The sequence below is a fragment of the Paludifilum halophilum genome (genome assembly GCF_002245355.1).
GTDB classification, from domain to species: Bacteria; Bacillota; Bacilli; order Thermoactinomycetales; family DSM-45169; genus Paludifilum; species Paludifilum halophilum.
In genome coordinates, this window is sequence record NZ_NOWF01000007.1 from 227833 (window position 1) to 248885 (window position 21053).

Here is a 21053-nt window from a genome sequence, read left to right on the forward strand (position 1 = left end):
CGCACAGCAACGCTCCCCCTCCTGTTTTCGCGGTTACTTCTGGATATCCACGTCATCCAAGTCATACCAGTTAATCGGATGCTCAAACAGGTTCCCTTTGACATAGGACTGGGTGGCGAGACCCGGGGTCGCGTGCACCAGGGGAATCCAGGGTGCGTCTTCTTTGATGATCTCCTGCGCCTCTTGGTAGAGTTCGGTGCGCTCTTTTTTATCTGTACTGCGCTGGGCTTCGATCAGAACATCGTGCAGTTCGTCACTCTTGTAGAAGGAAATGTTTCCGGCGTCCGGCGTCCGGGTGTTATCCTTATCCAACAGCACATACAGGAAGTTGTCCGGATCGCCGTTGTCTCCGTTCCAGCCAAACAGCGCCATCTCGTGCTCGCCTTTCCCGGTCTTATCCAGGTAGGTCTGCCAGTCGTAGGTCACGATATCCACCTGGACACCGATCTTTTTCCAATCCGCCTGCAGGTATTCAGCCACTTTCCGGCCGTCCGGCATGTAGGGGCGGGGATCGGACATCGCGTACATCTCCACTTTGAAACCGTCTTCGTAACCGGCTTCCTCCAGCAGTTCCTTCGCTTTGTCCAGATCGTACTCGTAATCTTCTACCTTCTCGTTATACCCCCACACCGAGGAAGGCATCGGGTTGACCGCCGGCTCCGCCAATCCGGCGTAAACACTCTTAATGATGGCTTTCTTGTTAACCGCGTGGTTCAGGGCCTGACGCACTTTCTTCTTTTGCCACGGCCCTTTTTTATCCACATTGAAGGCCAAATACCCGACGTTCATCCCTACCCGTTTGTACAGCTTCAACTTGTCCTCATTCTCAGCGGTTTTCGCGTCGGAGGGGTTCATACCGTCCATCACATCGATGTCTCCGGATTGAAGTGCCGTAAACCGGGCAGTGTTGTCCGGCATCGATTTAAAGATCACTTTATCCAGCTTGGGTTTGCCTTTTTCCCAATAATCCTCGTTCTTCTCCAGAGTGATCGAATTGTTCTTCTTCCAGCTGACAAACTTGAAGGGGCCGGTACCCACCGGATTTTTGGCGAACCCTTCCGGATCTTTCTTCACCGCCTTGGGAGAAGCGATGGCAAAGGCGGACATACCCAGGTTGGCCAGGAAGGGACCCTGAGGCTCCTTCAGCTTGAATTCCACGGTGTGTTCGTCCACCGCTTCAACGCTCTCGATGATGTGACCTTCATCCCCCTTATAGCCGCCGAACATATAACCATAGTAGGGGAAGTCACCACCCTTGTGCTGCGGATGATCCTTATCCATCCACCGCTCAAAGTTGAACACCACAGCATCGGCGTTAAAGTCGGTGCCGTCGTGGAATTTAACCCCTTTCCGCAGGTGGAACGTCCAGGTCTTCCCGTCTTCGGAGGTTTCCCAGCTCTCGGCCAGGGCCGGCTCCACCTCGGTATTTTCCTCTTTATAGTCGACCAAGGTGTCGAAAATATTTTTCGTCACCTTCATCGACTCCCCGTCGGTCACCTGGGCCGGGTCCAACAGTTTGGAGTCGGAACCGCGTCCCCAGATCAGGGTTTTTCCGCCGCTGTCGGCTCCTGTACCGCCACCGCAGGCGGCCAGGACGGTTGAAAAGATAAATAGCAATGCCAGTGTGAGAATCGATGATTTCCTCCAGATCATGCGTGTGACCCCCTTAAGCTTTGAGTGAATCGGACCCCCATTCTCCGCCTTGCAAAAAGATGGCCGACTGTCGCCGAATAACACCCCCTTTCGAAAGGATTATTCGTCCATCAAATGACAAGCGACAAAGTGCCCATCTCCCTGATCTTGAAATTCCGGCCGTTTTTCGCGGCAGATATCCATCACGTAGGGACAGCGGGTGTGAAAAGCGCAACCCGCCGGCGGATCGCTGGGGCTGGGCACATCTCCGGTCAGGATGATCCGCTCCCGTTCAGCATCGGGATTGGGAACGGGAACAGCGGACAGAAGCGCCTGGGTATAAGGGTGAAGGGGGTTGTCGTAGAGAGTGTCCCGTTCGGCCAACTCCACCATCCGCCCTAAATACATCACCCCGACCCGGTCACTGATATGACGCACCACACTCAAATCGTGAGCGATAAAAAGATAAGTCAATCCAAACTTTTCTTGCAAATCTTCCAATAAATTAAGCACTTGCGATTGAACAGAAACATCCAAGGCGGACACCGGTTCATCCGCCACCACCAGTTTGGGGCGAACCGCAAGCGCCCGGGCGATTCCGATCCGCTGACGCTGTCCTCCACTGAACTGATGGGGATAACGTTCCGCATGGTAAGCGTCCAACCCCACCACCTGCAACAGTTCCTTCACCTTCTCCTTCCGCTCTCGCGCCTCCCCAATGCCGTGGACAGTCAAAGGCTCCTCGATGATCGCCCCGGCAGTCTTCCGAGGGTTGAGGGAAGCGAAGGGGTCCTGAAACACCATCTGCAACTTCCGTCGCATCCGGCGCATCTCTTCCCCGTTGAGCTCGTTCAGGAGAGAATCTTCAAATTCCACCTCTCCCGCTGTCGGTTCCTCCAATCGGAGGATCGACCGGCCGGTCGTCGACTTCCCGCATCCACTCTCCCCGACGATACCCAGAGTCTCCCCTTTGTTCACTGTAAAGGAGACGTTATCTACCGCCTTGATATCACCCACCTTTTTACCGAAAATGCCTCCGCGGATCGGGAAGTATTTTTTCAAATTACGAACTTGGAGCAGTGTTTCCGGTTGTGTCACGATCCGCTTCCTCCTTCTCTTCCGCATTCAGCCAGCACCGACTGGTATGTCCGTCCTCCAGGGAAAAAAGCGGAGGCTCTTTCTCCCGACAGATATCAAGCGCATGTTCGCAACGCGGAACAAACCGGCACCCCGAAGGCATCTGTCGGGGATTGGGCACATTGCCCGGAATGGAGTACAAGCGTTCCAGCCTTCGATCCAATTGAGGAATCGACTTCAGCAAACCGATGGTATAAGGATGCTGCGGATTCCTGAACAGGCGTCGGGCATCGGTCTCCTCCACCACCTGGCCGGCATACATCACGATAATCCGATCACACATCTCCGCTACGACTCCCAGATCGTGAGTGATCATCAGGATCGCCGTATTGGTTTCCCGGTTCAACCGACGCATCAGGTCCAGGATCTGGGCCTGAATCGTTACATCCAGGGCAGTCGTCGGCTCATCAGCGATCAGCAGCTTAGGGCGGCACACCATGGCCATGGCAATCATCACCCGTTGCCGCATCCCCCCGGACAATTGATGGGGGTACTCATCCAAAATACCGTCCCGGGAGATCCCTACCTCCTGCAGCGTCTCTCTGGCCAACTGCCGGGCTTCCTTTTTGTTGATCTCCTTATGTTGCCGAATCGCCTCCACCATCTGATTACCGAGAGTAAAGACCGGGTTGAGGGAAGTCATGGGCTCCTGAAAGATCATCGCCACCTCGTTTCCCCGAACCCGTTGCCATTCTTTGCGCTTCAGCCGGGTAAGATCTCTGCCGGAAAGCTTGATCGAGCCTCCCTCCACCTTTCCCGGAGGCTGGGGAACCAGCCCCATCACAGACAGGGAAGTGACGCTTTTACCGCACCCGGATTCGCCGACCAAACCGACAATCTCTCCCTCGTCGACGGTGATGTCGACGCCGTCTACCGCTTTTACAACTCCTTTGTCCGTATGAAAATGCATTTTGAATCGGGATAATTCAAGCAATGTTTCAGCCATGAGGACACCTCGATACTTAATCATTCAAGAATAAATTCCTGGTTCAATAATACAATGAATTCTCTATGAATTGTTATATTCGTCAAAAATCCTAGAATTCCTTTGCCTTTATTGTAGTGGGAATAGGGTTAATCGATTAAATCTTCCGTATGATGTCCGCCGAGAGTGAACGTCATCGGTCTTGAACCCTTGCTATAAAAGCATTCTTTGCCGGTCGGACTCACCTTTGTTCATTCCCTTTAAATTCCTTTTAAATCCAATGGATGTTTTATGTTCCTCCCTTTCTATCCTTTACACCTCCCGATGCCGGTTTACGGATTTTGCTTGGATTCGGGTGCCGGAACCACCGGGATGGGTCCCTCCATCGTTCCGTCTTTTCCTTTTCCTTGATTGTTGTAGTAGTAATAGTTATCGGGAACATCCCCTTTGAGGGTTGTGGAGTCAATGGGGTACTTATAATCCAGTTTAATTTCGTCACTGTGATTGGCGGGAATTAAAATCTCCATCTCATTGGTGACATGTAAATAAAGGGTGACTGCGACCATGTTAATACCCTTTTCTTCCATGGATTGTACGATTTCAATCTTAGTGGAACCCTTCGGCCAAATTTGCAAAGGCACATTCGGTCCGACATCGGAAAGCAAACTGCTTTGAAAGACGGCCCCCAGTGGAATGCCGTTATCCTGCTGTTCCAATTTCCGCAGTTCACTCTCAATTTTTTGACTCGCCGTCTCATAAAGCTTTGCCTGGACACCCGGATCCACATCAACGTATTCCGTCGTTCCATCCTGCACTTTTTTAAGGGTCATCAGTTGATCCAAATCGGACCCCAACGTCGTTTTCGTTTCACCAATCGCCGTGCTTACTGCTTCTTGAGAAATATTTTTCACCTTGGCCTTTGCCAGTTTCAACAGCACGGTTTCCGCTTGATAGTCAAGCATATAAACCATTCCCGATATAATGGCCGTGACGAGGAGGATGATCCAGTAGCTTTTTTTCCGCGGACCGCGAAGTCGGTTCCTTCTGAGCATTCCCTTCACCTCGTCGCTTTGTGACTTTGCACGAAAAGCATGGTGAAAAAGTCCCCTGTTCGGGAGGGTGGGGTTCCACACGGAGTGCCTTTGGCTCGTCAGAACAACGAAACGGAGTGTGGACCCCCACCCCGACCCACCAAAGATGTGATAAATCACAAGGCTTCTAAAAAGAAGGAAACAGAAAAGGAGCGATGAATGATATTGAAGATGATTCCCATCCATATCCAGTACACTTTAAAATATGTCCTGATTCCTGATACAAGACCTAACACAGCAAAAAAACGGACGGGCCGGAAAGTTCCAGCCAATACAGGGTGGTCTGTATGGTTCACAGTCGTTACAATGGATTTTATGAAAGAGAACGTGGTCTGGGGGCACTCCTGAAACCGGACGATTTCTATGGATCCGCAGAACCCCACCGAAGTTTTCCTTGAACCCGTAGGCTTGGAGGAATCAAAATGAACGATTCGAAAAACCGGGGCATCGACTTGTCTCGCTATGTATCCAATCTGGACAAAAACGTCTATGCGATCTTCAACTTGCCGGAAGAGGTCATCGCTGTCATTTTCGCTTATGTTAGCCGCAGTCCCGCCAGTTTTCGGGAAAACCTGGCCAAGCTTCTCCGGGACGATGAATTGGCCGTCGGGGATTCCGCCGGCGGAATGGCGACGGTTTATTCGGAGAAAGCCTCCCGCTTTCACGAAAAATGGGTGGTCGGTTACGGACACAGCAGTGTGGCGGAACACGCCGTTGCCCACCTCGGGGTGGAAAAAATCAGCCGCCTCGCCTCGGCGGAGCTGGAGTTGGCCAACCCTTTCAACTCCTTTACGGAATACAGTCAACGCTACCAGCGGCCGACCCGGGGAGATTTCTACATCCCGCCGCAGCTGCAAGATCATCCGGAGGCGAAGCAAGCCTACCTCCGGTTGCAGAACCGGGCCTACGATACTTATGAAGCCCTGCTGAAAGGCTTGATCCCTTACCTGTCGGAAACTCTTCCGCTTCAGGAAGGGGAGACTGACAGGCGTTTTGCAACCCGAGTGGAGAAAATCGCCTTTGAGGACGCCCGCTATGCCTTGACCCTGGCGACTCACACCAGCCTCGGTCTCACCGGAAACGGACGGGCGCTCCGGGACACCTTGGTTCACCTTTTGTCCAGCCGCCACGCGGAATCCCGAAACCTCGCCCGAGAGATGGAACGGGAAATCGGCACCGTGATCCCCACCCTGCTCAGACACGTTCAACCCAGCCGATATATTCAACAGACACGATCGGGGTTGGAAGCACCGGACCTGCCGCAGCCGGAGGCCGGACAGCGGGGAACCGCCTCTGCCGGTCCCTCTGCCCGTTTCATCGATATGCCCGATTACGAAGAAGCGCTGGACCAGCTGTGTATCCATCTTTTCATCGAAGAATATCAGGCCGCCTATGAACAAGCGACTGCGGCCATCCGCCGCCTGAGTATCGCGGAGAAGGAACGGCGGATGGATGCCGCTCTGCAACACCTGCAGCTTTTCGATCATCCGCTGGATCTGTTCCGCCATCTTACATACCATATGGAAATGTGTATTTCCGAAGCCAACTGGCACCAACTGCTCCGCCACAATCGGGGGACCCATTTCAGCTATGGTCAGCCGACGGTGGAACGGGGCTATACCATCCCTCCCCATATACGGGAAGCGGGCCTGTCGGAGATCTTCGCCGAGTGGATGGAACAGGCGGACACTGCCTTTGACCGGATGCGGACATCCTGCCCTTCCGCGGCTCCCTACTGCGTGACTAACGCACACCACCGCCAGGTGACCGCCACTGCCAGCCTGTGGGAATTGTACCACCTGATCAACCTGCGCACTTCCCCTGAGGCCCAATGGGATATCCGCGAAACCTTCCGACAACTCCTGGACGAACTCAAACGGCACCACCCCGCCCTGGCCCGGTATGCACAGCGAAGATAAAAGGCTTGATCCCTTCGTCCGAACGAAATGGGCGCCTGTCTGTAACAGGCGCCCATTTGCGTTCCGTCGATCCCCCGTGACTGAATCAACCATCATACCCATCCGAAGCCGCGAACCATCTGAGCGACAGTAAAGGTAACCCCGACAGCGATCAATGTGGGGATTACGGCGGCGAAGAACGTCCATTTGGGACTCCGGGTCTCTTTATAGATCGTGTACAGTGTCGTCCCGCAAGGATAATGAAGCAATGAAAACAACATCACATTCAAGGCTGTCAACCACGTCCAGCCGTGATCGATGAAAACCTGCTTTAAGGAAGCGAGATCATTCACCTCGGTCATCGCTCCGGTGGACAGATAGCCCATCAGTAAAATGGGCAGTACAATTTCATTGGCGGGCAAGCCGAGGATAAATGCCATCAGGATGGTTCCATCCAGCCCCAGAGTATAAGCGAAAGGGTCCAGAAAACCGATGATATGCTCCAACACACTCGACCCGCCCCAATGGATATTGGCCAGGATCCAAGTGAGCACACCCGCCGGTGCCGCCACTTTGACCGCCCGTTTCAAAACGAAGACGGATTTATCCATCGTCGCCCTCACGATGGTATTCCAAACCTTCGGCCGCCGGTAAGGAGGAAGCTCCAGGGTATAATGCGTAGGCACTCCCCGCAATGCCGTCCTGGACAAGGTCCAAGAGACGATCAGTGTCACCGCGATCCCGATCAATACCATCCCCATAACGACAGCGGCCGTCGCCAGGGTTTGCCATCCCCCGGCAAACCCCGCCGCCATAAACAGAGAAGACAACATGATCAACATCGGCCAACGTCCGTTACAGGGAACGAAATTATTGGTCAGGATGGCCAACATCCGTTCCCGCGGGGATTCGATAATGCGCGTGGACACAATGGCGGCGGCATTACAGCCGAAGCCCATCGCCATCGTCAGCGACTGCTTCCCGTGTCCCCCGGAGCGCTTGAACAAACGGTCCATGTTAAAAGCGACCCTTGGAAGGTAGCCGAAATTCTCCAATAGGGCGAAGACGGGAAAGAAGATCAACATCGGCGGCAACATGACGCTGACGACCCAGGAAGTTCCCCGGTATAATCCGAGAACCAACACTCCATACAACCAATCCGGAGCGCCAACGGCTTGAAACGCGAGGGTCAGGACCTCTTCCCCCGCCCCGAACAGAGAGGCCAGCATGTCGGATGGGATGTTGGCCCCCGCGATGGTCATGTAGATGACCACTCCCAGCATGGCCAGCATCATCGGAAATCCCCAGACCGGTGAGGTAAGAACAGCGTCCAGTTTTTCCGACCGCCCGGCTTGGGTTTGATAAGTGACAGATTCCTCACAGATCGACCGAGTCGTCCGGTAAAACGTACCAACGATTTCATCCCTGCTGTCCTCGGAGGCGAGGGCTTCCGCCTCCTGCATCAATCGGTCAAACGCTCCGGCTGATGTCGTGCTCAACCTCTCCATCCCCCTTTCCCCGGCTCATCCAATGCGCCTTCAAGGAATCCAACAGGCTCCGGTCCCCGTCCAACATCCGCAAAGCGATCCAGCGAGCCGGAACATCCGGTCCGATCAACGATTGGATTCGGGGAACCAATCGGCTGATTTTATTTTCCGTCGCCGCCGAATATCGAACTTGAACCGGACGGGCTTTCATTTCCCCGGTGACCATCCGGAAAACCGTATCCAGCAGAGCATCCACTCCCTCTTGATTCCTCGCCGATATCTTTACCACCGGCACGCCCAGCCTGGCCGCCATTTTACGGTCGTCAACAACGATTCCCTTCCGTTTCGCTTCGTCGATCAGATTGACACAGACGATCACCCGATCCGTCATTTCCATCACCTGAAGGGCCAGATTCAAATTTCGTTCCAAGGCGGTGGCATCGAGAACAACGACGGTCACATCCGGCTTTTCGAAAATAATATAGTCCCTCGCCGTCTCTTCGTCGGCGGAATTGGAATAGAGAGAATAAGTTCCCGGCAAATCGATTACCTGGAAATTCCGGCTCCGATATGTAAAGCTTCCCTCGGCGCGCAGCACGGTTTTACCCGGCCAATTGCCGGTATGCTGGCGAAGCCCGGTCAAGAGATTGAATAATGTGCTTTTTCCGGTATTCGGATTTCCCGCTAATGCGATGCGATAAGATTCCACCGTCATCACCCCCCGATCACTTCTCCAAAAATCTTGCTGCTTTCTTCCCGCCTGAGAGCAATCGTCGTATGGCTCACGCGAAAAGCGGTGGGATCCCCGAGAGGGCTTTTCCGCAGCACTTCGATCACCGCACCGGGTATAAATCCCAGATCCAACAGGCGACGACGCATCGTTCCCTCGACGTCCAGCCGGACAATCCGCGCAGAAACCCCCTCCGGCATATCCGAAAACGGGACAACTTTTCCCCTAACCATTTTACTTTCCCTCTCTCTCAAATTTTCACCTTAGATATCTTTTTTGCCTAAGGGCAACTTTCATCTTATCTTATGACCTGATCGGCTTCGTGTCAACTTCCTATCCGCAATTTTTGAAGGAATCATCCCCGGATATCCCAATTCAACAGTAACGATAACCGGATTTGAGATGAATACGGAATACGAAGCCGGGAAAGCGGCTGATCCAAAAAACCCCGCCAATGGCAGGGTGACCTTCGTCATTTGCGACGTCCGTTTTCACTTGGTATAATATGTATCTCATGCAGATGACTCTAATACTCGGGGTGAATGTTATATGGATTTACCATCCATTTTTTTCGGTGCGGTCATTTTTATCGTTTTTATATTCATTATTCTTATTATTGGGTCTTCAATAAAAAAATAAACCGTTTTATTCTGGTTCTACAACCGTACGTATGCTTCCATCAACATTATAACTTTTAAAATCATTTTGCGAAATCTTATAAGGACTAGGGAAAACGAATACTTGATAATTCACATCCTTTTCAGTTTCAGGGATTTGAATTCGTGCATTCTCTCTAACACCTTTTGGAACGGAAAAATAAGCAACATCCTGACCATTGTATTTTCATCAGTCAAATATAATATACCCCATTACTACCATCAAGGATACTAAAAAAGAAAAGAATATCCACTTCCTATTCATAAAAGCACCTCCAATTTTTATTACATAAGGCAGTAGATAAAGTGGCTGACTCAAAAAAACCCCACCGATGGCAGGGTTCCCATGATTGTGGGAGAAGTAAATGATGAAAGAAATCTTTATAGTTATGAGTTCAAAAAGAGAAGGAAGACACTGTGATGAATAAATTGTATAACAAATTAAAGATTAGTTTATATGTATCAGGTATTTTTATTGTATTTTATTTGATAATGTATTCTTTGAATAATAAAGAACCATCACTTAATATCTTTTTGAAGTTATCGGTTATTTTTATTTGTACATATGGAACGATGATCTCACTAATTGCTGATTACATGACAAAAAAAGTTTTCTTTAGAATCAAGTGGCTGTTGTCTTTACTCATACACGTACTTGGGGGGATTGTATTTCCTTTTGTACTTAAACTCGTAATGACTCCGGAAGAAACGTTTGATCCCATTGGGCCTTTTGATTACTTCTTCATGATTTACGGAGGAACTTGGGCCCTTATTTACTCGATTGTAAATACCATTGTTCAACACAAAAGAGACACTCACTAAAAATTTAGTGAGTGTCTCTTTTGTTTTAGAAAGAAATATGGAACTCTTCGTCCGGTTGCCAAGGCCACAAATATTCGAACCCTTCATGCTCATGTGTATGAATGTCGACTCCGAAATCACCCGGATAGTCCATCATGTAAAGTTCATGCGAAGGAGCTTTATCATGAACTCCATGAAATTCAGCGCTATAAGAGGAGTTATAGATCTTCGCATTGTACCATGCATCAATATCCGGTGAAGGAACTAATGGATTTCGAGAGGCTAGTTTCATGGTATGTCTGACCCAATCAGAGCCATATTCGATGTTCTGGAGCTCCATATCTTCCTCTGCGGGGGCTTGATCTCTAGCTACCTCGACACCGTCCTTATAACCTATAGTGATACCAGTTTGAGGATTAAGCACAACAGGGTTGGGAGCATTGATGTCCCAATCCCACGTTACATAAGAATCGGCACGAGTTCTAAACTTATTCGACCACATGTCGAATCCCCTCTCATCAGTATCACCTTCAAACTTATCGTACTTACAGTAACCTACTTCTTCACACCAAGGATTGGGGGCACGATCCAAAGGGATGAAGGTAGTGTACCTTAGAAGAAAACCCTAACCATTTGGATAACTAAAGTCGCTCCTATCAATTGTTTCTTTACTGTATTCTACTTCGCTTTTCCGAATGATCATTCCAAGTTCTTTTTTCTCATATAAAAGATCTTTTTGGTTACTGGCTGTTACTTTAATGCCTTCTTCTTTTAAAAGCGTTTTGTTTTCTTTCACCTTTTTATCAGGAAGTTTTTTATGTCCAATTACTGTATACTTATATACTTCGGATTTAGGGACATTTTCGTCTGTATAAGTATTGCCTATGGTAGTTAAACACCCCGAACTGCGCTGAACCCTCCCCCTATTGACAAACGTGTGAAATTTCCAATAATCTAGTTGATAGAAAGAGAAAAGACTCATCTGTAGAATAGGAGGCTGAGACATGAAGCGAAACCTTCGTTGGGCGGTCACAGCGATCACCCTTGCCGCTGTTCTGATCTTTACATCTTCCGCCTACGCCGCCGCGCCGGACAAACATCAAAGCGCGGTCGACAGGATCTCCCAGGAGCGTATTTACGGGCATATCGCCAAGCTGGCCAATAAAGACAACGCCCGGGTGACCGGCTTTGAAGGGGAACACAAAGCCGCCGATTATATCGCGGAAAAACTGAAGCAATACGGAGTGAAGGTGGAACGGCAATACTTCCCCATTATCGCCTATATGGACAAGGGCTCAGAGGTCACGGTGAACAAACCCGAGGCGAAAACCTTGAAATCCGCCAACTTCAACTTTACCCCCGCCACCCCGGATGAAGGTTTGACGGGCGAGGTGGTTTACGCCGGTCTCGGAGCGGAAGACGACTTCCGGGACGTGGATGTTGAAGGCAAAATCGCTCTGATCCAACGCGGAGAGTACACCTTCTACGACAAGACTCAAAATGCGGCCCAAGCGGGAGCCGAAGGTGTCATCATCTTTAACAACGTGGAGGGTGAACTCAGCGGAACGCTGGGAGAGCCCACGGACATCCCCGCAGTCTCCCTGAACCAAGAGCAGGGGGAAGAGCTCAAGTCCCTGTTGGACAAGGGACAGACGGTTGAAGTGACGATGAAAGCTGACGTGGAAATGAGTCCCAGCTATTCGCAAAATGTGATTGGCACCATCGAAGCGAATAAAGGCAGTTCCAAAAAAGCGAAAACCATCGTCGTCGGTGCCCATTATGACGGGGTGGACACCCCCGCCGCCAACGACAACGCCTCCGGCACCGCCACCCTGCTGGAAGTGAGCAAGGCCTTGTCCCAAGAAAAGTTGCGCCACGACGTCAAAGTCATCTTCTTCGGGGCCGAAGAAGTGGGCTTGGTCGGTTCCCATCACTATGTGGACAACCTGAGTGACGAGGAACGGGCGAAGACCGCTGCCATGATCAACATGGATATGGTCGGTGTCGGTGATACCATCGGTGTCCTCACCGGCGAAACCAGCACCGAATCCTTTGTGACAGACATGGCGGAGGATTACGTCCAAAGCAAAGGGTATGAGTACAACCGCGGCACCTCAACCCGGAGCGACCACGCTCCCTTCGCCGAGGACGGCATTCCGGTCGCGTTCCTGAACTATGGGCCGGATCCGAACTATCATACCGACCAGGACACCCTGGACAAAATCAACAAGGACAACCTCGGGCGGATGGGATCCATTGTAACCACTCTCACGCATGACTTGGCCAATACGAAAGAGCTTCCACCGAAAAAGAACAAAGCAAAGAAACAGAAATTCAACAAACAAAATCAACACCGCAACCCTGAGTTCAAGGAAAAATAAGCGAGACTCTTTGCAAACAGCCGGAGCTTTTAAAAGCTCCGGCTGTTGTTGGGTTGTGCCCCCTATCATGAACTCCCGCTCCTCAAGAAAGGAGAGCCGGACCGACTCATGTCGGATCGGTTTCCTGTTCCCTCCGGGGAAACCACCGGTTCCGCGATCCCATGGCTCTCCGGTAACCGGTCGCTTCTGCCAAAGCCTTTTCCTCTGCAGGGATCCGTATCCGGAGCAAAACCCACAGATTGACAGCGGAGACCACCGTCGCTGTCATATACGCCCCGAAGATGAGAGGGAGGGAGAAGAGCTCCGCCACAACCACAACATAGTTGGGGTGACGCAAATAGCGGTAGGGACCCTTGACCACTGTCGGGTGACCGGGAGCGATCATAATCCGCGTATTCCAGTATGGACCGAGGGAATGGATGCATCCGATCCGCAATCCTTGAGCCGACAAAAACAGGAATAAAGGAATTCCCCACCAGGCGGGGGAGCGACTGCCCATCACCGCGACTTCCAGGATGAGGCTGACAAAAAAGAAGAGATGCACTCCTACCAACAGCGGGTAATGTTCCCGTCCCGCTTCATACCCCCCTTGGGCCACAATCCAGCGGGCATGTCGGCGGGCCCGTGCCATTTCCCATATCCGCTGGATTCCAACCCCCACTAACACGATGAAAAACCAGAGATTCACAGAGCTCCCCCTTTCTTCTCCGACTCACCACTGCATCAGCATCAATTCCGAACTAAATCCCGGCCCCAACGCTGTCAACAGACCATAAGTCCCTTGTTTGTGCTTTTCCTTCAACTCCCGTTCCAAAACAAACAGTACAGTGACTGAAGACATGTTTCCATACTCCCCCAAAATAGAATGGGAATGAATCAGTTCGTTCGCCTGCAGACCCATGGCCTTCTCATAAGCCGTAAGCACCTTTTTCCCTCCGGGGTGGGCGATATAGCGTTCCACCTGATTCAAGGTAAGGGAGGAACGATTCAAGAAACACTCCACCGCCGGCATCACTTTTTCGCGCACGATATGAGGAATATCCCGGGAAAAAACCACCTTCAATCCGTCGTCAGCCACTTCCCACCCCATCACATCCAAAGAATCCGGCCAAGTTGTGCTCATCGCATCCAATACTTTTGGACATCGGTTCACTTCGGCGGGAACGGAGGCTTTTTCCCCCACCACCAATACCGATGCCGCGCCGTCGGCGAACAGGGAGGTGGCCACCAGATTACTTTTGGTCCGATCGTTTCGGCGGAAAGTGAGACTGCACAGTTCCACCGCCAATAAAACCACCCGGCTTTTCGGGAAAGCCCGGGCGTATTCATAGGCTCGGGACAGCCCCGCCGCCCCTCCGGCACAACCCAACCCCCAGATGGGAGTTCGCTTCACATGGGGGTTCATCCCCAGCCGATTGACCATCCTGGCGTCGATGCTGGGTGTGGCCAGGCCGGATGTGGAGATGAAAAAGAGGTGATCCACCTCCTCCGGTGAAATTCCCACCGGATCCAGGCAACGGCGAATCGCCTTCTCTCCAAGACGGCAGGCCTCTTCCGTGTAGGCCCGGTTTCGTTCGGAAAAGGTGCGTTCATCCTCAAACCACGCCCTGGGGCGGCTCAACCGACGTGTCCGGATCGATGCATTTTCAAAGATGGTCAAGTAACGCTCAATGTCGGTCCATGAATCCTTGAATAGATTTCGGGCGAAATCCCGTGCCTCCTCCTGGGGCAGTGTATAGTCCGGAACAGCAGTCCCTACCGACACGATCCGAGCCAATCCGATCCCTCCGTTCAGCGGTCTCCGTGTCTGATCATTAACGATAACTAGGTGCGGGGCCGATTTCCGACTCCGTGCCGGTTTGCCCTCCCACAGATGCAGAACGGTGTCCGCGGCCTTTTCTCCGGAGCAAACGAGGCGAGGCTTGTGCTCCCCTGAGCGCAAAGGTCGCTACGCTGGAAATCGGCGCCCAGCTACTTTTGGTGATTGACCAGATATTCCTTAGTCTCCCTCTCCTGGATGGAAATATGCCCCATCGGAGCCGTCCGGGGAACGCTCATTCAAAATCAATTGATAAAAACAGACATCCTGCCACCGGCCAAACTTCCAACCGACCTCCCGGAAACACCCCACCAACCGGAAACCAAAGGCTTGATGAAAGCGGACACTTCCATCATTCTCCCCGGTGATCCCGGCAACAATGACATGATAGTCGAGTCGGCGGGCCCGACGAAGGATTTCTTCCATCAAGGACCGGCCGACCCCCTTTCCTTGGGCATTTTCGTCCACATAGATGGTTAATTCCGCCGTTCGGGTATAAGCGGGCTTCGAACGATAGGGGGTCAATCCGCAATAACCGACAACTTCTCCTCTTTCTTCAGCGACAATTAAGGGAAAGCGCTCATTAAATTGCGAAAACCATTCTCTCCTCTGCGCCTCCGTTTGCGGCTCCAGATCGAAGGTAGCTGCAGAGGTGACAACAACATGGTTATAAATCCGCCGCATCACCCGCAGATCGGTGATATGCGCATCCCGGATGATCATTTCGACGAGTCTCCCCTTTACGGTTTTGCTCCGATGGTATCAGGAAAGAATGGCCGTGTCAGGATGAAAAAAATACGCCCCGAGGGGGCGTCCGGTTACAGAGAACCGAAAGATTCCATTTGCAATCGGGCGGCAAGATCCCTGATCCCCTCTAGTCCCCGGATATCCTCCGGCTTCATCGGGATTCGGGTTTGGGGAAGCTCCCGGAAACGCTCTTCAATCTCCTTCAGATAACCCTGTTCTTGTTCCCGACGACGGGCGAGAAAAGAGCCGTCCGCCTCTTTCGGCAACACCCGGTTAATGATCAAACCGCCGACGGAAACTCCGTATTTGTTCAGAAGATCCATCGCTTTGGCGGATTCCAAAATCGAAAGCCGCTCCGGGTTGAGAACAAAGTAAAAGGAAGTGACTTCAGGATCCAATAACCGTTCCCTGGCGGTAGCAAACCGATTCTTCCTCCGTTCCAGAATTTGATAAACCCGGTCTTGCGGTTCTTCCTCCACTTCAGACACATTTTGCAGCATCCGGTGAAGCTCGCGGGTCTTTTTTCTCCGGGTCAGCATCCCATCCACCCAAACCCCCATCAGTTCCGGAAGGGACATCAGGCGAAGGGTATGGCCCGTCGGCGCTGTATCGAAAACGATCCGGTCGTACTCGGATTCCGCCGACAGCAGGATGGAGACCATCTCCTCAAAAAGCGCCGCCTCGTCCGCTCCCGGGGAAGCGGCGGCAAAATCCATCTGCCGTTCCACTTCCCTCCACATCCCGGGGGCGGCCATCCCTTGCAGATTCCCCTTCACCTCTTCCATATAGCGTCGGGAAGATTCTTCCGGGTCGATCTCCCGTATCCAGAGACCGTCCGCCGCCTTGACCGCCCGGGCACCGGCCCGTACCTCCAGGAGATCCCCGACGGAGTGGGCCGGATCGGTGGAAACCAGAAGGGTGCGCCATCCTTCTTGTGCCAGAGCGGCGGCATAGGAGGCGGAACAAGTCGTCTTTCCAACCCCGCCTTTCCCCCCGAAAAAGGCGACCCGCTCCTTACCCCTTTGTTTCGACGATTGATTCTTCCCGTTTACCAATCGCTTCAACAGCATCGAAATCCATCCAAAGGGGATTTCTCCATGCCCATGCGCTGATGCCATTCATGAAATTCCTCCAGCATCAACGGCATCATCTCCAGGGTGTAATAGGAGACCGGATTGGGAATTCCCAGCATTTCGGAGAAAGCGAGGAGTTTGAATACATCCTCTTCGTTTTGTATTTCTTTTAACATCGTCCGTCGGTAAGGAGCAAAATACATCCCGTCATAAAATTCCCGGATCTGTTCCCACAAGTGCTTCATCTTTTCCGCCGTCAATTCCAATCCAATCCTCTCCTTACGCGGGAGGGTTTTGTCCCAGGGTTTTGGAACGCTGTCGGTTGGCTGCCAGCAATCCCTCCAGGACCAGCCACCCGTTCAGGGCCAATATCATGACCCCGACGACAACCAGCAGTGTTTTTCCCTGCTCGATATAGTCCATGATACTGATCACCATGCTCCAGGCGGTCATACCCACGACAAAGATCAGCGGCACCAGGGCAACCAGATACTGACGTCCCCATTTCCACAAAAGCAGGGTTAATATAATCAGGGAAAGACCGGCGGTCAATTGGTTGGTCGTCCCGAAGAGCGGCCACAAAACCATTCCACCCTGCCCGGGGTTGGATGGGTCCGCCAGAAAAGCCAGGACCACACAGGAAAGAAAGGCAACCACTGTCCCGGTGTTGCGGTTCTTAAGCGGTGCGAGATGGTACTGCTCCCCGATCTCCGACAGAATAAACCGTTGCAGGCGCATCGAGGTATCCAATGTAGTAGCGGCAAAGGCGACGATCATGATCGAGATGAAAGTCGTCCCGATCGCCGAGGAAATCCCCAACCCGCTGATCAACTGGCCGGCACCGGTGACAAAGGCCGCCGTTCCGCCGGAGCTCGCCGTTTCCCAAGCGCCGTAATGTTCCTGCCATTGGTTGATGCCGGCGAAACCGGCCGCAGTGGCCATAATGGCGATCAAAGCGAGCAGCCCTTCCCCCATCGCCCCGAAATACCCGACAAAGCGGGCATCTGTCTCCTTATCCAACTGCTTGGAGGACGTTCCCGAGCTGACCAGCCCGTGAAACCCGGAGATCGCCCCACAGGCGATGGTGACAAACAGAAGCGGTACCAAAGGCGGTGTCCCCTCCGGCACCTGATCATTCAAAAAGGGGGCGTTAAATTCCGGTTGGGTGATGAATAAACCGAGGTACAACACGCCCAGCCCCAAAAAGAGCATATGGGAATTAATATAATCCCGCGGTTGCAGAAGCAGCCATACCGGGAGGCGGGAGGCGATCGCCCCGTATAATAGCATGACGATCACCCACCACCCTGTCATCGGCATCCCGGCGATGGTTTCCGGCAGGTTCACCGGTGCCGACGCACCGAGAAAAATAAAAGCGAATAATAACAGCAAACCGACGATTGAAGGCCAGAAGAGAGGGAATCCCCGTTTGTAAACCAGGTACCCGATGGTCATCGCCAAAGGAATCTGCAACCAGTACGGCAGCACACTCGCCGGAAACTGGGTGAACAAGTTGGCGATGACAACAGCGAACACCGCATTCACCAACAGAAGCAGGAAAAAGATGATCAACAGAAAGAGACCTTTGGCCCGGGAGCCGATCACACGGTTGGTGATCACACCCACTGATTTCCCTTTGTTTCGTACTGAAGCCCACAATGTCCCGAAATCGTGTATCCCGGCAAAAAAGAGGGTCCCCAGAACCACCCACAACAAAGCCGGTCCCCACCCCCAGATCACCGCAATCGCCGGTCCGACGATCGGAGCGGCACCAGCCACGGAACTAAAATGATGTCCCCACAATACAAACTTATTCGTCGGCAGATAGTCCACTCCATCCCGAAACTGATGAGCCGGTGTCTGGAAGTCAGGATCCAGTCGAAACACCTTTTCGGCCAAAAATTTTGAATAAAAACGATAACCCAAATAAAACAGCCCCAGCGCCCCAAGGGTCAACCACACGGGCGTACTCACGGCCATCCCCCCTTGTAAACGATTACAATCCGAATGATAAAAATAGGCCAAAAGTTTGATTAATGATGGTTTATTCCTAATAGTAAGTGGAAACGACGGAGTTCGCAAGGGGGAGGGGGGGGAATTTTTCATTCCCCGCCATCCTCCCGGCACTCCAGACAGAGAAGCGTTCCGTCCTCCTGAATCACCCCTTCCAGAAAGCCGTTTGAACAGTAGATGGAAACACCGCAACGGGAGCATGTACCGACGTATTCATTCAACGTTTTTCCCTCCTAGAAAAAAGCCTTTTCGGAAGGGCCGGGTTCGACACTCCATGGGGATGGAAGACCAGGTTCACCTTCTTCCTGTTGTTTACCAAGAAGATCGACGATTCTCCTGCTTTTTTGCCCCCCTTGAAAGTCAAATAAGGTCAGAGTATAATAGAACATGTAAGATCAAAGAAAGTCAAAGTCAAAAGTCAAACGCAATCAATACCATGATCCTGCGAAAATGATCAGTCATAAAAAAACAACAAAGATAAGGAGGGAACGTTTCATGCGTTGTGACCAATGCAAACAAAACCCGGCTGAAATCCAACTCCGCCTGCAAGTGAACGGTCAGAAGCGTCACTTGCACCTGTGCCGGGATTGTTACCACCGAATCCAAAATGAGATGAAGTTTCCCGCAGGCTTCGGCGGCCCCTCGGATGACCTGTTCCATTCTTTGATGGGACCGCAGATGGGCTTCGATCAAAGCCAATCCCACCCGCAACAAGGGTTCCAAAAGACGGATCAAGACGGTGCCCGCGGCGGGGGGCTTCTGGATCAACTCGGGAAAAACGTCACCCACGCCGCCAATGCCGGCCTGGTCGACCCGGTAATCGGTCGTGACGGCGAAGTGGAACGGGTGATTGAAACCCTGAACCGCCGCAATAAGAACAATCCCGTCCTGATCGGGGAACCCGGTGTCGGGAAAACGGCTATTGCGGAGGGGCTGGCGCTGAAGATCGCGGAAGGGGAGGTTCCGCACAAACTGAAGAATAAGCAGGTTTACCTGCTGGATATCTCCTCTCTCGTCGCCAATACCGGAATCCGCGGTCAGTTTGAAGAACGGATGAAGCAACTGATCGCCGAATTGCAAGAAAGGAAAAATGTGATCCTGTTCATCGATGAAGTTCACCAATTGGTGGGAGCCGGATCTGCGGAAGGATCCTCCGACGCCGGCAACATTCTGAAACCGGCCCTGGCCCGCGGCGAAATCCAAGTCATCGGTGCAACGACCCTAAAGGAATACCGCCGGATCGAAAAGGATGCCGCCCTGGAGCGCCGCTTCCAGCCGATTATGGTGAATGAGCCCGCTGTGGAGGAAGCGGTTGGCATCCTGAAAGGATTGAAGAAAAACTATGAAGACTACCACCGGGTAACCTTCACGGATGATGCACTGCGCGCCTGTGTCACTCTCTCCCATCGTTATATCCAGGACCGCTTCTTGCCGGACAAAGCTATCGACCTGATGGACGAAGCCGGTTCCAAAGTCAACCTGATCAGTGAGACGAGCGGTGAAACCAATCTCCGCAACCGACTGGAAGCGATCGCCGATGAGAAGGAGAAAGCGACACGCGAGGAAGACTACGAACGCGCGGCCCGTCTCCGGGATGAAGAGCAGAAACTGGAACAGCGGCTGGAGCAAGACGAAGAACAAAACCAGGCTGTCGTCGACGTGGAAATGATCCAACAACTCGTTGAGAACAAGACCGGGATTCCGGTCCGTAAGCTGCAAAAGGATGAACAAGAGAAAATGAAGAACCTGGCGGACCGCTTGAACGCCCAGGTGATCGGACAGGACGAGGGCGTCCGCAAAGTAGCCAAGGCGATCCGCCGCAACCGTGCCGGTTTGCGCAAGGGTACCCGTCCGATCGGCTCCTTCCTCTTCGTCGGCCCCACCGGCGTCGGGAAGACGGAGCTGGCCAAAACCCTGGCCCGAGAAATGTTTGGAGATGAAGAAGCCATGATTCGCTTCGATATGAGTGAATTCATGGAAAAACACACCGTTTCCAAACTGATCGGTTCCCCGCCGGGATACGTCGGCCATGAGGATGCCGGTCAGCTGACGGAACGCGTACGCCGCAAACCCTACAGTATCATCCTGTTGGACGAGATCGAGAAAGCGCACCCCGATGTGCAGCACCTGTTCCTGCAGATCATGGAGGACGGACGTCTTACCGACAGTCAAGGGCGGACCGTCAGCTTCAAGGACACCGTCCTGATCATGACCAGTAACGCGGGTGTCGGTGTCCAAAAAGCCGCGATCGGCTTCGGAAACGACCAAGCGGAAGAACGGACTCCGGACGTGGTCGACTCCCTCTCCGACTACTTCCGCCCTGAATTCCTGAACCGCGTCGACGGGATCATCCCCTTCCGTTCTCTGACGCAAGAAAGCCTGCTCAAGATCGTCGACCTGATGCTGGCTGACGTTCATGACGCTGTCGAAGAACAAGGGATGACCCTCACTGTCACCGACGCCGCCAAAGTCAAGCTGGTTGAACTCGGCTATGACCCCGCTTTCGGTGCCCGCCCTCTGCGCCGGGTGATCGAAGAGCAGGTGGAAGACGGCATCGCCGACTTGATGCTGGAAGAAGAAAGCATCGGAGCAATCACCGTCGATGTCCACGATCATGCCATCAGCGTAAACCGCGCCGAGTGACAGAAACGGATAAAACCCCG

Annotated in this window: 19 protein-coding genes; 3 read left to right on the forward strand and 16 right to left on the reverse strand. The window is 52.6% G+C overall.

What is annotated here, in order from left to right:
- Nucleotides 1–33: 33 nt before the first annotated feature.
- The 4 genes from CHM34_RS12790 to yunB form a co-directional block, all read right to left on the reverse strand.
- Complete coding sequence (locus CHM34_RS12790) at nt 34–1653, reverse strand: ABC transporter substrate-binding protein (protein WP_094264995.1); 1620 nt, start codon at nt 1651–1653, stop codon at nt 34–36.
- A gap of 99 nt (nt 1654–1752) precedes the next feature.
- A complete protein-coding gene (locus CHM34_RS12795) occupies nt 1753–2757 on the reverse strand; it encodes an ABC transporter ATP-binding protein (RefSeq protein ID WP_094264996.1) in 1005 nt (334 codons plus the stop codon).
- Complete coding sequence (locus CHM34_RS12800) at nt 2696–3715, reverse strand: ABC transporter ATP-binding protein (protein WP_094264997.1); 1020 nt, start codon at nt 3713–3715, stop codon at nt 2696–2698. The genes CHM34_RS12795 and CHM34_RS12800 overlap by 62 nt, the downstream gene beginning before the upstream one ends.
- A 311-nt stretch (nt 3716–4026) precedes the next feature.
- Nucleotides 4027–4746, reverse strand: coding sequence for a sporulation protein YunB (gene yunB, locus CHM34_RS12805; RefSeq protein WP_141201707.1), 720 nt, complete (start codon nt 4744–4746; stop codon nt 4027–4029).
- A gap of 461 nt (nt 4747–5207) precedes the next feature.
- On the opposite strand from yunB, the gene CHM34_RS12815 reads away from it, so the two are divergent.
- Nucleotides 5208–6704, forward strand: coding sequence for an FAD-dependent thymidylate synthase (locus CHM34_RS12815; protein ID WP_094265000.1), 1497 nt, complete (start codon nt 5208–5210; stop codon nt 6702–6704).
- A 92-nt stretch (nt 6705–6796) separates the two neighbouring features.
- On the opposite strand, the gene CHM34_RS12820 is transcribed toward CHM34_RS12815, so the two are convergent.
- The 5 genes from CHM34_RS12820 to CHM34_RS12845 form a co-directional block, all read right to left on the reverse strand.
- Nucleotides 6797–8191: a nucleoside recognition domain-containing protein gene (locus tag CHM34_RS12820; RefSeq protein ID WP_094265001.1), complete on the reverse strand. Its 1395-nt coding sequence runs from the start codon at nt 8189–8191 to the stop codon at nt 6797–6799.
- On the reverse strand, nt 8154–8885 hold the full coding sequence (locus CHM34_RS12825; protein ID WP_094265002.1) for a FeoB small GTPase domain-containing protein: 732 nt from the start codon (nt 8883–8885) through the stop codon (nt 8154–8156). The genes CHM34_RS12820 and CHM34_RS12825 overlap by 38 nt, the downstream gene beginning before the upstream one ends.
- Nucleotides 8885–9100 carry a FeoA family protein gene (locus tag CHM34_RS12830; protein ID WP_141201713.1) on the reverse strand — a complete coding sequence of 72 codons (216 nt, stop codon included), beginning with the start codon at nt 9098–9100 and terminating at the stop codon, nt 8885–8887. The genes CHM34_RS12825 and CHM34_RS12830 overlap by 1 nt, the downstream gene beginning before the upstream one ends.
- A 1303-nt stretch (nt 9101–10403) precedes the next feature.
- Nucleotides 10404–10949 (reverse strand): DUF3238 domain-containing protein, encoded by a 546-nt coding sequence (locus tag CHM34_RS12840; protein ID WP_169713718.1) that lies wholly within the window; start codon nt 10947–10949, stop codon nt 10404–10406.
- Between the two features lie 33 nt (nt 10950–10982).
- The gene (locus CHM34_RS12845) at nt 10983–11363 is read right to left on the reverse strand and encodes a hypothetical protein (RefSeq protein ID WP_094265006.1); all 381 of its coding nucleotides are present in this window, start codon (nt 11361–11363) and stop codon (nt 10983–10985) included.
- Between CHM34_RS12845 and CHM34_RS12850 the strand changes: the two genes are divergently transcribed.
- Nucleotides 11362–12738: a M20/M25/M40 family metallo-hydrolase gene (locus CHM34_RS12850; RefSeq protein WP_094265007.1), complete on the forward strand. Its 1377-nt coding sequence runs from the start codon at nt 11362–11364 to the stop codon at nt 12736–12738. The genes CHM34_RS12845 and CHM34_RS12850 overlap by 2 nt on opposite strands.
- A gap of 106 nt (nt 12739–12844) precedes the next feature.
- On the opposite strand, the gene CHM34_RS12855 is transcribed toward CHM34_RS12850, so the two are convergent.
- The 7 genes from CHM34_RS12855 to CHM34_RS19990 form a co-directional block, all read right to left on the reverse strand.
- Nucleotides 12845–13426: an isoprenylcysteine carboxyl methyltransferase family protein gene (locus tag CHM34_RS12855; RefSeq protein WP_094265008.1), complete on the reverse strand. Its 582-nt coding sequence runs from the start codon at nt 13424–13426 to the stop codon at nt 12845–12847.
- A gap of 24 nt (nt 13427–13450) precedes the next feature.
- Entirely contained in the window at nt 13451–14515 is a 1065-nt protein-coding gene (locus CHM34_RS12860; RefSeq protein ID WP_094265009.1) for a type III polyketide synthase, read from the reverse strand.
- 222 nt (nt 14516–14737) lie between these two features.
- Entirely contained in the window at nt 14738–15280 is a 543-nt protein-coding gene (locus CHM34_RS12865) for a GNAT family N-acetyltransferase (protein ID WP_094265010.1), read from the reverse strand.
- Nucleotides 15281–15375: 95 nt separating this feature from the next.
- Nucleotides 15376–16422, reverse strand: a complete 1047-nt coding sequence (locus CHM34_RS12870) for an ArsA family ATPase (RefSeq protein ID WP_240512008.1) — start codon at nt 16420–16422, stop codon at nt 15376–15378.
- Nucleotides 16365–16580, reverse strand: coding sequence for a cory-CC-star protein (locus tag CHM34_RS12875; RefSeq protein ID WP_439116332.1), 216 nt, complete (start codon nt 16578–16580; stop codon nt 16365–16367). Before CHM34_RS12875 ends, CHM34_RS12870 begins: the two co-directional genes overlap by 58 nt.
- 76 nt (nt 16581–16656) lie before the next feature.
- Complete coding sequence (locus CHM34_RS12880) at nt 16657–18351, reverse strand: carbon starvation CstA family protein (protein WP_240512009.1); 1695 nt, start codon at nt 18349–18351, stop codon at nt 16657–16659.
- Between the two features lie 128 nt (nt 18352–18479).
- Nucleotides 18480–18611, reverse strand: a complete 132-nt coding sequence (locus tag CHM34_RS19990) for a hypothetical protein (protein ID WP_276207703.1) — start codon at nt 18609–18611, stop codon at nt 18480–18482.
- A 274-nt stretch (nt 18612–18885) separates the two neighbouring features.
- Between CHM34_RS19990 and CHM34_RS12885 the strand changes: the two genes are divergently transcribed.
- Nucleotides 18886–21033, forward strand: coding sequence for an ATP-dependent Clp protease ATP-binding subunit (locus CHM34_RS12885; protein ID WP_094265013.1), 2148 nt, complete (start codon nt 18886–18888; stop codon nt 21031–21033).
- The last annotated feature ends 20 nt before the right edge of the window (nt 21034–21053 follow it).